Genomic DNA, 14188 nt, shown 5'->3' with positions numbered 1-14188 from the left:
CCCGGTCTGCGGGACGTTGACCCAGGTCGTGCCGTCCAGCGTGTACTGCCAGTTACCCTGAGCCGCCGTCGCATCATTGGCCGTGATCGCGATACCCGCCAGCGTGTTCGCCGACGAGCCACCCGACACCATGTCGCGCGTGTCGTTGAACCGCGGCGTGAACAGGCTCGACACCGTCTGGCCCGGCGGCGTCGCGTCTTCGTTGATCGACGGGAACGTCGCCGTGCCCGACGCCACAGGCGCATCGTTTACCGCATCGACCGTCAGAGCGACCGTATCGAAGGCCGACGAATAGGCGCTGCCCGGCGTGTTCTCACCCGCGTCGTGGCCGCTGCCGATGTTGGCCAAGGTACCGTTGGCAATCGGCGTCGTCGGGCTGAACTGATCCCAAGCATGGAATCTAAGAGCCGTCGTGACAGTTCCGTTCCAGTCCGTCGTCTTGGGCTGGAAGTAGATCCGCGTGTTGCCGTCGGCCACGAGATGGAGTGCATTGGCGTCGGAGATAGCGGTCAGGCTGCTCGAGGCGAACTGAGACCAGTTGTTGCCACCGTCGGTCGAGTACCACCAGCTGCCCTGGCTGGTATCCGCCGTAGTGATCGCCATACCCGGCGTCGAGGGAACGGTCGAGGGACCATCCGGATCGGTGACGTTGTTCGGCCCGGTGCCGTTACCGACCAGGGCCGACGCCAGGAAGCCAACGGCGCCCGTCGGGGCGACGAGATTATCCTCGGTCTGGTGCGGGAGCGTCAGGTTGACGTCTGCCAGCACCGGCGAATCATTCGCACGCGCCACGGTGACAGTGGCGAGATTGCCGTTAATTGTGGAACCATCGGTCGCGGCCGCGCTGAAGGTCACGGTGCGCATGCCGGTGTTCGGCGTATCGCTCGTGTCGTGATAGGTGACGGCACGCAGAGCGGCTTGCCACTGTGCCGTGGTCGCTATGCCGCCGGCGGAGGTCAACGTCATCGTGCCAGTAGCCGGATTCCATACGCCGGCGATGTTGCCCATGCCGACATTGTTGAAGGACAGCACGTCCTCGCCGTTCTGATAGCCACCCGAGACGGTCAGAACGATCTGCGTGAACTGGTCATTGACCAGCGTCAGGTTCGGCACGAGAGCGACAGCCTTGCCCGTAGCCGGCGTGTTGTTCGGCTCCTGGAAGGCGGCACCGACCGACGCCGGCGCGATTTCGATACGGACCTGCGCAGCGGGACTGGTCATCTCACCGCCGGTGCCCTGGAAGCGATTGCCGTCGATCGTACCGGTCTGGGTGTTGTTGTCTCTCAGCGTCGCATTGATGGTGATGCCGCTGTCGAGCGTGCGCGCATTGCCGGTAAACGCGTAGTTGACGTTGTTCAGGACGTCGCGGACGGATGCCGCATTCGTGCCGGACGCAAAAGTGACTGACATCGTGCCGCCGGCCATTGTGTAGGTGCCGATCGTCACGCCGTTGAATACGACGCTGCTGCCGTTGAAGAAGAGGCCAGTGCTCGCATTTCCCGCGCCGCCAAACAGATCACCGCTGTTTGCGCCGCCGTTACGGACCAAGGTCAGGACGGTGTTGCCGTAGTCGCCGATACCGTTGGTCACCAGCGAATCGAGCTGCGTATCCGCAACTCCGGTGCTGCCGGTGCTCAGCCCGACGGCCGAACCACCGATCGTGTACTGGACGGCGCCGGCAGCCGTGTTGTCGCCCCAGGTCGAGATGACAGGCGCCGTATCGACCAGACGGTAGCCGAAGTTGACGCCCGTGATCGCCGTCACGCCGCTGGCCGTGACCGTGTACAGCGCATCGCCGGCGACGAGGCCGCTCTCGGTATGCTTGAACAGCACGCCGGCAGTGCCGTTCGTGGAGTAAATCAGCGTCTCGGTGCCACCACCGGTCGAAGACGAAGTCGTCGTCAGCGGAGCTGATACGTTCGTCGTGACGTTGGTGGGCAGCAGGAAGGAGTAGGCGCCACTCGCATCGGTAACCGTTGTCGACGTGCCGGTGGTCCAGGCTCCTGTCAGGGTGACACCCTGCAGCCGCGTGTCGGATGCCGAGTTCGGCCCGAGGTCCTGCCCGTTCAGCGCCGAACCGACGTCGTTCCAGACATTGCCCTGGACAAGGCCGAGGCCGATGGAAGTGTTCTTCGCATAGTCGTTGACGCCGCCGGCACCGTTGCGCTCGCCTGTAGCGGCGCCAGATGTGCCGATGCCATCACCGTCGTAGGCCGTGTCGTGGAAGTTGCCGGCCGTAATGAAGCCGTTGGTGTCGTCGAGCGACGCATAGGTCACCGTCGCCGTGGCGTTCGCGACCGACTGGGTCCGGTCGATCACCGTGGTCGTATAGGTGAAGGTCTCCGTTACGTTGACACCGAGGGTCATCGAGGCCAGCAGCGCACTAGTACCGTCGCCCGAAGAGATGAGCAGATCAGCAGCGGATCCAGACAATGTGAGGCCGCTGATCGTGCTCTGGTTGCCGGCGAGAGTATCGTTGAGGTTGACGTTATAGGCGGTCGTATTGCCGTTGTTGGTGAGCGTGACCTTCCATTTCACCTCGCCGGTCGCCTGGTTGATCGACTCGACGACCTTGTTGATGGTGACGTTGGGCTCCTGCACCGTCACTCTGGCGTTGGTAGAGGTGGCGGAGCCTACCGTGGCGGACGTATCGAGGGTGGTGCCGCTCTGATTGCCAGCTGCATTCAGGACGACCGCCGTGAACTCCACGATGGCGTAGTTCTTGACGGCCGAATTGGCGTTGTTCTGAACAGTGCCAAGGCTGAAGGTGACGTCGCCACCATCACCCACGCCACCGGTAATAGCAGCGCCGGTCAGAGGCGTTGTCAAATTGTAGGTTGCAGGATTGAAACCGCCGACGCTGCTGTCGGCTTGAATCCCCGCGGTGTTACCAGCCGGATCGACGACGGACGAAATCATCGAGCCATTCGCGCTCGCCAACACTATCTCGGCACTGCCGACGTACTGCAGGCCGTTAGGAATGTTGACGACGATATTGACGTTGTTGTTGAGGCCTGTGGGGATTTCCACATAGACCCTCATGCGCACCAGTTCGCCGGGAACCACTTCGGCGGTTGTCGCCGGGCTCGCGGGCGTGGGCGGGCTCGTCGTATCGGTGCCATTCGACTCGTCGACGATCACCAGAACCGGCGTGAACACGCCCGTCGTCACCGTCTTCGAAGTCGTGGTCTGATAGCTGCGCTCGCCCGTCACGGTGCCCGGCATGGACGTATAGGTGCCGGGAGCGTTCGACGTCTGGACCTGCAGGGACGTATTCGCCGCGAGGTCGTTGTTGACGGTTGCCTGGAAGGTGAAGGTCGCAGTCTGACCCGGCGGCAGCCGGACAATAGAGATCGTGTGGGCGGCGTCATCGATCGTGACACCGGCAATGAGTGAAGTCTGGACCAGGCTGCTATTGACCCAGGTCAGGCCGGTCGGCAGCACGATCGTATCGAAGAAACCTTCCGCCGGCGCGTCGCCATTGTTGGTGACGCTGAATGTGTAAGTGAGTGTCTGGCCGCTGTGGACCACATTGTCGGGATCGTTGACCGTGATGGTCTCAGTGACGCCGGGATCGCGCTCCGTCGCCGTGACCGAGCCGTTCAGCGTGTGACTGTCCCAGTTCAGCGTGCCGGTGTTGGGCAGCGCCGAGTTGTTGCCGACGGTGCCATCGTTGGCGACCTTTGCCGTGACGGTAAAGGTGACCGTACCATTGGCATCGACATTGGCGTTCTTGATGTCGCCAAAGTTCGCGGTGACCGTACGCGTGCCCGCATTGTAGTTGAGCGTCAGCGTGCCGTCGGCCGTCACGTTGGTGCCGAGCGTGACGCTGCCCATGACGACATCGGTCAGGTACTGCGGCAGCACGTCCGTGAACGTGACATTGTCCATCTGCCCTTCGGGCAGGGTGATGGTGAAGGTGTAGGTGATCGTCTCGCCGACGACGACGTTGTTACCCGTCGTGTTGGGATTGTCAGTGCTCGAGATGACCTTCGTGAAGCTCGCGTTGTTCGTCGCGACGGTCGCGCCGTCGGTGAGATTGCTGGCCGTGCCGCCAACCGGCGTGCCGCCGCTGACGAAACCCGCACTGTTGTTGGCGCTCGACCAGTTCAGGATCGAGCCCGCCAGCGCGAGCGTCGTGCCAACCGCCTGGGTGTCGGTGAGCTTCAGATCGTAGGTGACGTAAACGATGTCCCTGTTCTGAGCGTTGCCCGTGGCCTCGAGCACGACCGAGTTCTGCGTGCCGTCGCCACCATGGATCTGGATGCCGGTGGCCGAGAAGAACTGGGCCGTGGTGCCGGTGAAGGCCAGCACCGTTCCGTCGCCGCGCGTCACCTTGAGGTTCGTGACATCCGCCGCGCTGTAGCCCGACGGCAAAGTCCCGCGGACGATCACGTCGTAGGCAACACCGTGGCCGACGTTCTCGACGGTCTGTACGACGCGTACGGAATCGCGGCCGTCGGCACCCGAGACGTTCTGGTTCAGCGCGTTGGTGCCGGCGATGGTGTCAGGAATCGTACCGGTGAAGACGCTGCCGTTGCCGGACGGCTGGAAAATCCCGGTTGGGTTCGCATTGGGGGTGCCGGTATCACCGGCATAAGTCGCGCCGCCCTCGGCCGTGCCGGTATTGCTGACCAGCGACACGACACCGGTCTTCGTGATCAGGCTCGGCTCCAGCATCGTCTGCTGGCGAATTGCCGTGTCGGAGACGTTCGTACCGGCAGCGCTGGTATAGGACGCCTGCGCCTGGCTGGTGAGCGCGAGCCCGTCAGCGAAGGGCTGGTCCGACGCTCGCACGGTGAACTGGACTGTGACCTTCTGGCCGCCGGCATTGCCGGTGTTGTCGTGGGTACCGAAGTTGAAGCTGATGGCGTTGCCGACCGTATCGACTGTCGCCGTCGGCGTGCCGCCCGACGGGTTGCTGAGCACGGTGAAGGTATTGACGTCGGTGCCGTTGCCGGCCGTCATCGTCGTCAGATTGTAGACAGGCAGCGGCAGGAAGGCCTTGAGGTCGAGATTGCCGTAGTCGCCTTGCGTCAGATCGTAGGTCACCGTGTAGGTGACGAGTTCGCCCGCCTGAACCTTCACCGGGTCACCGGGGTTGATCGTCGTGCTGCCGACTTTGGTGATCTCCATCGTCAGATTGCCACGCGCCACTTCGTCGGTGACGCCCGAGGTGTCGGACTCATCGACGGCTGTGGAGCCTGGGATATGGCTAGTGACCTTGCCAGAACCCGTGACGGTATTGGTCGTCACATCGCTCTCGCGCAAGCTCGCACCGCCATGGGTGTCGGTATAGCGGTCGAGCACCTTGGCGTAGAAAGTAACCGTTCCTTCGGTGCCGCCCGCCGCACCCTGAAGCACGGCATTACCGCCGGGCTGCGCGCCCAGCAGACCACCGACATCGAAATTGATCGCGGTCTGGCCGCTGGCATTGCGCGCGACGTAGTTCCAGAAGGCAGCCGTCCCGGCCGTGGCCACGGTCTGGCCGTTGTCGGTCGTCATGCCGTCGGCGATGGCACCGAAGTCGATGTTGACGGCCGTCCCACCGTTGCGAATGACGCTCAGCACAGGCGACATGCCCGGCAGCAGGGTCATGCCATCGCCCAGGATGTCTTCGAGCTTGAGCTGGCTCAGATCGAAGTAGTCCGAAACCTGGAACTTGATCGTGTACTTGACGATGTCGCCCGGCGAGAAGCCGGTCGCGGCCGTATCGGTGAAGATGTCGCTGTCGACCTGGACGGCGAGCGACTTGGCCGTGAAGGTCGGGTCAGTGCCGTTACCGCTGCCGCTGACCACCTTGGAGCCGGAATCAAATGAGCCGGCCGCCGGCGTCCAGTTGTTCGCCGTGTAGGAGTAGGTCGGGCTCAGGTTGACCGGCTCTGGGTTGCCGGTGCCCGGGTCGATGACCTGACCACCGCCGACCGCGGCCTGCGGAACGAAGATCGGGATACTGATCGTCTGCTGCGCCGAAAGAGACGCGAAGCGCACCGTGAGCGTGCCGCCCGGACCGCTGGTCGAGGGCGTGACCTCAGCAACACCGCCGCCGCTGATAGCGATGGTGCCGCCCGTCCACTGCACATCGTTCGGCAGCTGCATCGTAAAGGCGAGATTGTTGATCGGCCGGCCGCTGGTGGCGGGTGCGGGCTCGAGCGTGATGACATAATTGCCGGGATGGCTCGAACCGGTGGCCGTCTCGCCTTCGCCCGGTTCCGTGCTAACCTCTGTCTTCACGTTGAGCAGCTTGACGTTGAGGCTCGACGTCACGCTGGAGCCAAGGACGGGCGCGTCAGTGCCCGGATTGTTCAGTGCATCGGCGCCGTATTGATAGCCGCCGATGGCGACCATCTTCAGGCCGCCGCTGTTGGTGAGCTCGCTGCGGTTGTCGAGAGCGAAGGTGAGGGTGACCTCGGCCTTCGGCTGGTTCGCCGTGAAGCTACCGAACGGCAAGGTGAGCACGTACATCGTGTCGCCAGCCTGGAAGCCCGAGGGTGCCGCCACGAAGGTCGGTTGGCCGCTGGCGTCGAGAAGCAGCGGGTTGATGGCACCCAATACGCCGGCATGGCCGGGAACCGTCGTCGACAAGGTGATCGTCTGGACGCTGACATCGACCCCGAGATACTTCGCCGACGTGAGCGTTGCGCGATAGTCGGCGACAGCTGCGGTGCCCTCCGCCGTCGGCACAAAGAGTTGGACGAACGGGCCGTAACCCACGCCGTTCAACGCCGTGTTGTCGAAGGTGAGCGTCTGCGTGAAGCTGTTGCCGAGCAGGACGTCCGTGATCGGACCTGAGAGCGTCACGACCGCGGTCGGAGCGTCGAGCACACTGTCGTAGGCCGCCGCTGCCGCGACGCTGAAGGGCATCGTCGGATCGACATTGCCGGCAGTGCGCTCCAGAGCCCAGTCGCCGCCCAGAGTCGAGAGACCCGTCGCATCAGTCGAGGCTGCGACACCGACACCTGTCAGCGCATGCAGGTCGTTCACGAAGGCCGCACCCGTGGTGCCAGCGCCAACATCGCAGCCCCAGAACTGGATCTGCGCATTGTCGGCCAGACTGTCACGCCAGCCGGCGATGTCCTGCGCCCGCGCATGCAGGGTCGCGTCAGTCACCGTCGAGGCGCCGAGTTCGATCTGGCCGGCCTGGCCGTAGGTCAGGAAGTCGACTTCCTTGATGCCATGCATCCCATCGAGGGCCTTGGTGACCTGCGTGATGCCGTCGAGCGTCGGATCGATGACCACGACCTTGGTGTTCGACGACACGCTGTCGGCCAACGCCTTCCAGCCCGACACGCGCGGGTCGACGAACAGGACGGAGTCTACAGGGGCGCCAGAGGATTGCGGCGTGCGGTCGGTCTGGGCCGACTTGTCGTTGGCAGCGGGCGTAGTCGCGTCGTTCTTCTGCGCGGCGTGCTGCGGATCTTTGACGTCGGGCGACTCGGCGGTCTTTACCGTCGCATCAGCCGCCGGAGCATCGTGGCTGGAGGCGCTGGCGGCGGCATGGTCCGCTGCTGATGTCGCATTCTGCGATGCAGATTCATTGTTCTTTGGTTGCGTCGACGTTGCAACAATACTCGCGTCGAACAGCATACGAGGTTCGAGAACGAAACTCATGGCACACACCCACCAACTGTTTTCATGAAGAATCGGCCGCAAATTGCCGTAGCAACGCAGTAATCGACGCTGCCTCTAGACGAGGTCGCTCCGAATTAGCCTATTCTTCACCCACATCCCCAAGTCGGCACGGACAATGCCAAAAAAGTTACTACAGCCAAAATGCTATTATGGAGAATTCGCTTAACATTCTGCTCTAATTCCGTCTAGAGAAATATGCATGTATATGGAAATTTCACTCGGATAGGCGGAAAGCAATATACAAAAAGAAAAGCCCGCCATTTCAGGGCGGGCGTTTCAAAATATTCTCCGAAGTGCTGGTGGCTAGGTGCGCGCTTTCAGGAGGTCCCGGATTTCAGCCAGGAGCTCCTGCTCCTTGCTGGGCGGCGGAGGCGGAGGCGGGGCAGCCTCTTCCCGCTTGGCCACACGATTGATGCCCTTGATCACCAGGAAGAGAACCCAGGCGATGATCAGGAAGTTCACCGTCACGGTGAGGAAGGTGCCGTAGCCCAGGGTGGCACCGGCCTTCTTCGCAGCATCGTAGGTCGTGGCCTGGCTGGCGGCGGGCGTAAGGCCGATGAAGTAGTTGGTGAAGTCGAGTCCACCGGCGATCCGGCCGATGATCGGCATGATGATGTCGCCGACCAGCGAGTCGATGATCTTGGAGAAGGCAGCGCCGATGATCACGCCGATGGCGAGATCGACGACATTGCCCCGCATCGCGAATTTCTTGAATTCCTGGAGCATCTCACCCTCCGTTTTTTTCCTCAGGACACGCGTAGCCATACCAGCAAAGCAGAAACCGTGATCACCGAGAAGGCCGTCGAGAGCAGGACGGCTGCCGTATTCTGCTCGACCGACAGGTCGAACTGCTTGGCGAGCACGAAGGCGTTGGCCGCCGTCGGCAGGGCCGCCATCAGGAGCGCTACCTGACCCGGAACCGAGCGGATATCGACGAACGCCGGCAGGATCAGCGCTGCCAGCAAAGGCTGCAACAGCAACTTGATCAAGGTGGCGAGACCCGCTTCGGCCAGCCCGCTCTTGATCGACTTGTCCGACAGGAAGAGCCCGATGGCGAACAAGGCGCAGGGCGCCGCCGCCGCCCCCAGCAGGTCTATCCATTTTTCGACCGGCGCCGGCACCGGCAGGCCGATCCAGGACGCCACGATCCCGAAGCCGATGGAAAGCGGCAGCGGGTTGCGCGCGACGTTGAAGGCGGCCCGGAAGAAGGTGCGGATCGGCCCGTGCCCCGCGGCGACCTCGAGCTCGATCAGCATGACGCCGAAAACCATCGAAATCACCGCTGTCACGATGACGCTCAGCATCGCCGGCGGCAGGCCGGCCTCGCCGAAGGCCGCCAGGCAGAGTGGCACGCCCATGTAACCGACATTGCCCCAGGAGGAGGCGATGCCTTGCAGGCTCATCGCTGCCAGGCCGCCCCGTGAGACCAGGCGCGTGGTGATCATGCCGACCACGAACGTGGCGAGCACCGCCAGCCCGAACCCGCCCAGGAGGGCCGGATCGAGCACCGCCTGGACAGGCGTGCGAGCCAGCGTCCCGAAGAACAGCACCGGCAGGGCGAAATAACTCACGAAGGCATTGAGCGCCGCAGTCGCCTCGCCGCCCAGGATGCGCCAACGGCCGGCGAGGTAACCTGCAAGGATCACCCCGAAGATCGGGAAGGCGACGTTGAGAATGGCCTGCACGGCGTAGATTTCACTTGCTGTAAACGATTAAGAATTTGACATAAATGGTACGAATCACATAGATTTTTCGCTCATAGCGAGGCCGCATCGTCCCCTCATCGCAAGCGGCCCGGGAGAAACCGAAATGCGTCTGTTGATCGCCGGCATGGCCGCATTGGCCGCGGTCGCGTTTGCTGCTCCGTCCTTCGCCCAGGACGAGACCATGCCCTCACCGACCCCCTCGCCCACTGCCAAGCCCAAAGCTGGCTCCGCGGCGGCCTGCAACAAGATCAAGAGCTCCTCGCAGCGCACCGCTTGCCTGAAGAAGGTCAACCTGGCCAAGGCGCAGCCGGCGAAGAAGACCAAGAAGCCGACGGCAGCGTCGACGCCCAAGCAGCCCGATCTCGGCCAGGCTCCGGCACCTTCCGCCGCGCCGATGCCGACCACCCAGCCGTCGAACGGCCCGGTCGTTGTGCCGCCGCTGCCCTCTAAGACGATCTAATTCCGCACCCCGCACTCCCCATCATTGGGGAGATGGCCGATAGCCGGCCAGGGTCTTAGTCTCCGCTCTCCCCAACCACGGGAGAGCACCATGGCCCATTCGGCCAACCTGATCTCGACGGACGATCTCGCACGCCAGCTCGGCGCGCCAGCGGTGCGAGTCTTCGACTGCACCACTTATCTCAAGCCCGGACCCGATGGGCGCTACATCGCCGAGAGCGGTCGCGCCAACTACGACAAGGGCCATATCCCGGGCGCCGCCTTTCTCGATCTCCAGGCCGACCTTTCCGACAAAAGCTCGAAGCTGCGCTTCACGCTGCCGTCGCTCGAAGAGCTGACCAAGGCGTTTGCCGCCAAGGGCGTGGGCCATGGCACCTTCGTGGTGCTCTACAGCCACGCGTCGCCGGTCTGGGCCAGTCGCATCTGGTGGATGCTGCGCGCCGTGGGCTTCGACGACGTGGCGATCCTCGATGGCGGCCTCGACAAATGGAAGGCGGAGAACCGCCCGCTCTCGACCGAAGCCACGACTCATCCCGAGGCGACGCTCACCTTACGGGGCCGGCCCGAAATCTTCGTCGATAAGGAGAAGATCAAGAGCGCGATTGGTGCAGCGGACACGCTGACGCTGAATGCGCTCAGCCACGATCAGCACAACGGCACGGGCGGCGTTGTCTATGGTCGCGCCGGTCGCATCGCAGGCTCTTCCTGCGTGCCGGCGGCGAGCCTGTTTGGTCCCGACAAGGCGCTGAAGCCCATCGCCGACCTGCGCGCCGCTTTCGACGGTGTCGGCGCCGCGCCCGACAAGCGCGTGCTGGTCTATTGCGGCGGCGGCATAGCAGCCACGCTCGATGCCTTCGTGCTCACGGCTCTGCTCGGCCATAAGAACGTCTCGGTGTACGACAATTCCATGCAGGAATGGGCCAACGATCCCAGCCTGCCGATGCAAACGGGCTGAGGAGGAAAGAGTGCCTGCCTACATGATCGTCGAGGTCGAAACGACCGACGAGGCCTTGATGGCCGAATACCGCAAGCATACGCCAGGCGCCGTCGCCAAGTTCGGCGGCAAGTTCATCGTGCGCGGCGGAACGTGCCGGACGCTGGAGGGCGGCTGGACTCCTTCCCGTGTCGTCGTGCTGGAATTCCCGACCTTCGCCCAGGCCGAAGCGTTCTACGATTCCGATCACTACAAACCGATCCTCGAGATGCGCCTGAAAGCCGGTAAGTCCAAAGCCATCCTGGTCGACGGCTACAATGGCTGATGTGAAGGCTGGCACCGCTGCCTATAAAGCGGTTGGCACACTCTACAACGCGTTGATGACAGCGCTGATCCTGAGCCTCGTGACACGGAGGGGCGAGGATACGGCGCGTGAGTATGTGTTCCGTCACTTCCGCCGCCAGCATCTGGAGAAGTTCCTGCCGGGCCTGCAGAAGCTCGGCCTCGCTGACGAGAAAGACGCACCGGCCTGCGCGCTCTATCACTATCACTCCAATGCGCTGGGTGGTGTGAAGACCGGCTATCTGCGCGAAAGCGATACCAAGGCCTGGGTGCGCTATCCGCCGCCGCGCTGGATCTGGAAAGGCACGGCGATCGCGGCGGTGCCGCACTCGGTGTCGGCGGCGATGCTGCACGGCTGGCACGGACACAATGGCGAGTCGCTCGGCAATCCGCGCCTGGGCTTCGTCTGCACCGGCATGACGGTCGACGGGTTGCCGGGCCTCGAAGGCTACTATTTCGACTATGGCCATCCGATCAAGGAAGAGGAGCGCATACGCTTCGCCTACGGTACCGAGGAGATGCCGCGGGTCGATTGGTCGAACCAGCCCAAGCTGGAGACGGCGAACTGGCCGGAGGAACGCAAGCAGCGCACCTTCCGGTCCTATGCGCTGGAGTATCTGCGCACCATGCTGCCGACGCTGCAGGAGCTGTTGGGACCGGAAGATACGAAGAAGGAGCTGGGCCGCGTTGCCCGCCTCGTTGGCCTGCAGTTCCACGAAGAAACGGCGCGCGACATGGACCTGCCGACCGATGTCGAGCGCGGCGACCTTGCCAGCGCGCGCGACTTCGGCCGCTGGCTGTCAGCCGTGCTGGCCGCCGGCGGTGAGGATGTCGCGGTCGACGAGAAGGACGGCGGTGTGATCGTGCGGGTGGCCGGTTGGCGTGCCGTACGCGAACTCACGCTTGTCGACCCCGTGGCTGCGTTCGATGCCTGGAACGAACTCTGGCTCGGCGCCGCCGCTGCGCACGATCGCTTCCTTGGCGTTCAGACCTCGCGCGTGCTCGGCGACAAGGGCTGGCAGATCGCCTGGCGTATCGCGCCGAGGTAACCGCTCGGCAGCCTGTAGCCGCCGAACGTCTCAGCGAGATCCGCGACAGGCACCCAGCGTATCTCTTGATGCTCGTGGCTCACGGCCACGGGCATCGCACCCTCCAGAGTGCAGGCATAGGCAACAATGCGCACGAAACGCTGCGGCAGCACTTCGAACAGGTGCTCGTCGAGCCAAGCGCCGACCCTGACCGCTAGGCCGGTCTCCTCGCGGACCTCTCGCATCAAAGTCGCGCCGTGATCTTCGCCGGGATCGGGTCGCCCTCCCGGTAGATCCCACTCGCCACGCTCGTTCACCAGCAGGAGCACCCGGTCGCGGTCCAGCACGACGCCCTTGATCGACGTCGGCGCAGCGTTGGCGGTAGCCTCAGTAGGCGGCACCACGCAACCATCTCCGGTACAGCAATGCCCGTTCGGCATGCTTGTCGCGCCAGCATCGGGCGGACGCAGCGACGCCCGGTATTCCCTGTTCCGACCGGAGCCGTGCGACGATGCAATCGTCGCCGGCAGCGGCTTCCCACTTCTTGTGGGCCTCATGGAGGGCCGGCAACGCAGGCTGCGTGCCCTTCGGCTTGGCCTTATCTTCCTTGGCAACGGAGGCAAGGAGAGCGGCATAGGCTTTCTTGCTGATCTCGTACCAGGCCGCGGTTTCGGACGAAGCGCACAGCACTTCGCTGTCGGACGGCCCGCCGGTTCCCATGACACTCAGGCATGTTTCCGTTTCGCGCCCGATGCAATCGCGCACCTGATCGGCCTTGCCGCTGCCGCTCGCCCGTTCGGCAGTTTCGACGCACTGGAGAACGACCTGCTCGCTCACCTTGAAATCGGAAAGCTGGCGCGCCGACGCAGGCTCCGTCCTGGCGATCAGAGACAGGAGAACCAGGGCTGTCGCGGAACACCGCATTATGAATTCGGTCATGTGTGCCGAAGGATATCAGCGCGGCAGGACTTGGCACAAAAAAGAAAAGGCCGGGGATTGCTCCCCGGCCTTCTCCAACTCTTGTCGTCGACTGGACTTAGAAGTCCATGTCGCCGCCCATGCCGCCGCCACCCGGCGGCATCATCGGGGCCTTCTTCTCGGGCTTCTCGGCGACCATGGCTTCGGTCGTCACGAGCAGACCCGCAACCGAAGCGGCGTCCTGCAGCGCGGTACGCACGACCTTGACCGGATCGATGATGCCGGACTTGATCATGTCGGTGTAGTCGCCCTTCTGGGCGTCGAAACCGAAGTTCGCGTCCTTCTGGTCGAGCATCTTGCCCGCGACCACCGCGCCGTCAAAGCCGGCGTTCTCGGCGATCTGACGGACCGGCGCCTGCAGCGCACGACGCACGATCTCGATACCGACCTTCTGGTCGTCGTTGCCGGCGCGGATCTTGTCCAGCGCGCGGATCGCGTAGAGGAGAGCCGAGCCGCCGCCGGCGACGATGCCCTCTTCGACAGCCGCCTTGGTGGCGTGCATGGCGTCGTCAACGCGGTCCTTCTTCTCCTTGACCTCGACCTCGGTGGCGCCGCCGACCTTGATGATCGCAACACCGCCGGCGAGCTTGGCCAGGCGCTCCTGGAGCTTCTCGCGGTCGTAGTCCGAGGTGGTCTCCTCGATCTGCGCGCGGATCTGGGAGATGCGGGCCTGGAGGTCCGCCTTCTTGCCCGAGCCGTCGACGATCGTGGTGTTTTCCTTCTCGACGATGACCTTCTTGGCCTTGCCGAGCATGTCGAGCGTGACGTTCTCGAGCTTGATGCCAAGGTCCTCAGAGATCAGCTGACCGCCGGTCAGGATCGCCATGTCCTCGAGCATCGCCTTGCGGCGATCACCGAAGCCCGGCGCCTTGACGGCAGCGATCTTGAGGCCGCCGCGCAGCTTGTTCACGACCAGGGTCGCCAGGGCTTCGCCCTCGACGTCCTCGGCGATGATCAGCAGCGGCTTGCCCGACTGCACGACCGACTCGAGCACCGGCAGCATCGCCTGCAGGCCCGAGAGCTTCTTCTCGAACAGCAGGATGTACGGCGAGTCGAGCTCGGCGATCATCTTGTCGGCGTTGGTGATGAAGTACGGCGAGAGATAGCCG

General features: G+C 63.7%; 10 protein-coding genes. 4 read left to right on the top strand and 6 right to left on the bottom strand.

Features of this window, described 5'->3' with window-relative positions; genetic code table 11:
• The 3 genes from EPO50_RS26225 to EPO50_RS26215 form a co-directional block, all read right to left on the bottom strand.
• Window positions 1-7611: DUF4347 domain-containing protein (locus tag EPO50_RS26225; RefSeq protein ID WP_296349110.1), on the bottom strand; the 7611-nt coding region annotated here is incomplete at its 3' end.
• Between the two features lie 324 nt (window positions 7612-7935).
• Window positions 7936-8358 carry a large conductance mechanosensitive channel protein MscL gene (gene mscL / locus EPO50_RS26220; protein WP_296349107.1) on the bottom strand — a complete coding sequence of 141 codons (423 nt, stop codon included), beginning with the start codon at window positions 8356-8358 and terminating at the stop codon, window positions 7936-7938.
• Window positions 8359-8378: 20 nt separating this feature from the next.
• Window positions 8379-9317, bottom strand: coding sequence for an AEC family transporter (locus EPO50_RS26215; RefSeq protein ID WP_296349105.1), 939 nt, complete (start codon window positions 9315-9317; stop codon window positions 8379-8381).
• Between the two features lie 124 nt (window positions 9318-9441).
• On the opposite strand from EPO50_RS26215, the gene EPO50_RS26210 reads away from it, so the two are divergent.
• The 4 genes from EPO50_RS26210 (at window position 9442) to EPO50_RS26195 (ending at window position 12122) form a co-directional block, all read left to right on the top strand.
• Window positions 9442-9798, top strand: a complete 357-nt coding sequence (locus tag EPO50_RS26210; RefSeq protein ID WP_296349104.1) for a hypothetical protein — start codon at window positions 9442-9444, stop codon at window positions 9796-9798.
• A 90-nt stretch (window positions 9799-9888) separates the two neighbouring features.
• Window positions 9889-10752, top strand: coding sequence for a sulfurtransferase (locus tag EPO50_RS26205; RefSeq protein WP_296349103.1), 864 nt, complete (start codon window positions 9889-9891; stop codon window positions 10750-10752).
• A 10-nt stretch (window positions 10753-10762) separates the two neighbouring features.
• Entirely contained in the window at window positions 10763-11056 is a 294-nt protein-coding gene (locus tag EPO50_RS26200; protein ID WP_296349102.1) for a DUF1330 domain-containing protein, read from the top strand.
• Between the two features lies 1 nt (window position 11057).
• Entirely contained in the window at window positions 11058-12122 is a 1065-nt protein-coding gene (locus EPO50_RS26195; protein ID WP_296349101.1) for a hypothetical protein, read from the top strand.
• On the opposite strand, the gene EPO50_RS26190 is transcribed toward EPO50_RS26195, so the two are convergent.
• The 3 genes from EPO50_RS26190 to groEL form a co-directional block, all read right to left on the bottom strand.
• On the bottom strand, window positions 12059-12505 hold the full coding sequence (locus EPO50_RS26190; protein ID WP_296349100.1) for an NUDIX domain-containing protein: 447 nt from the start codon (window positions 12503-12505) through the stop codon (window positions 12059-12061). The genes EPO50_RS26195 and EPO50_RS26190 overlap by 64 nt on opposite strands.
• On the bottom strand, window positions 12489-13040 hold the full coding sequence (locus EPO50_RS26185; RefSeq protein ID WP_296349099.1) for a lysozyme inhibitor LprI family protein: 552 nt from the start codon (window positions 13038-13040) through the stop codon (window positions 12489-12491). The genes EPO50_RS26190 and EPO50_RS26185 overlap by 17 nt, the downstream gene beginning before the upstream one ends.
• Before the next feature lie 97 nt (window positions 13041-13137).
• Window positions 13138-14188, bottom strand: a 1051-nt coding sequence (groEL, locus tag EPO50_RS26180) for a chaperonin GroEL (RefSeq protein ID WP_296349098.1), incomplete at its 5' end; no start/stop codon positions are given.

Origin of the sequence: Reyranella sp. (assembly GCF_004297405.1) — a bacterium.
Taxonomy (GTDB): Bacteria; Pseudomonadota; Alphaproteobacteria; order Reyranellales; family Reyranellaceae; genus Reyranella.
Note: the sequence above shows the minus strand (reverse complement) of the source record. Positions and strands in the feature narration are given on the sequence as shown.

What these genes read in the sequence shown, in the direction of transcription:
- mscL (WP_296349107.1), bottom strand. Translation starts at nt 8,358, where the DNA reads ATGCTCCAGGAATTCAAGAAATTCGCGATGCGGGGCAATGTCGTCGAT.
- EPO50_RS26210 (WP_296349104.1), top strand. Translation starts at nt 9,442, where the DNA reads ATGCGTCTGTTGATCGCCGGCATGGCCGCATTGGCCGCGGTCGCGTTT.
- EPO50_RS26185 (WP_296349099.1), bottom strand. Translation starts at nt 13,040, where the DNA reads ATGACCGAATTCATAATGCGGTGTTCCGCGACAGCCCTGGTTCTCCTG.
- EPO50_RS26205 (WP_296349103.1), top strand. Translation starts at nt 9,889, where the DNA reads ATGGCCCATTCGGCCAACCTGATCTCGACGGACGATCTCGCACGCCAG.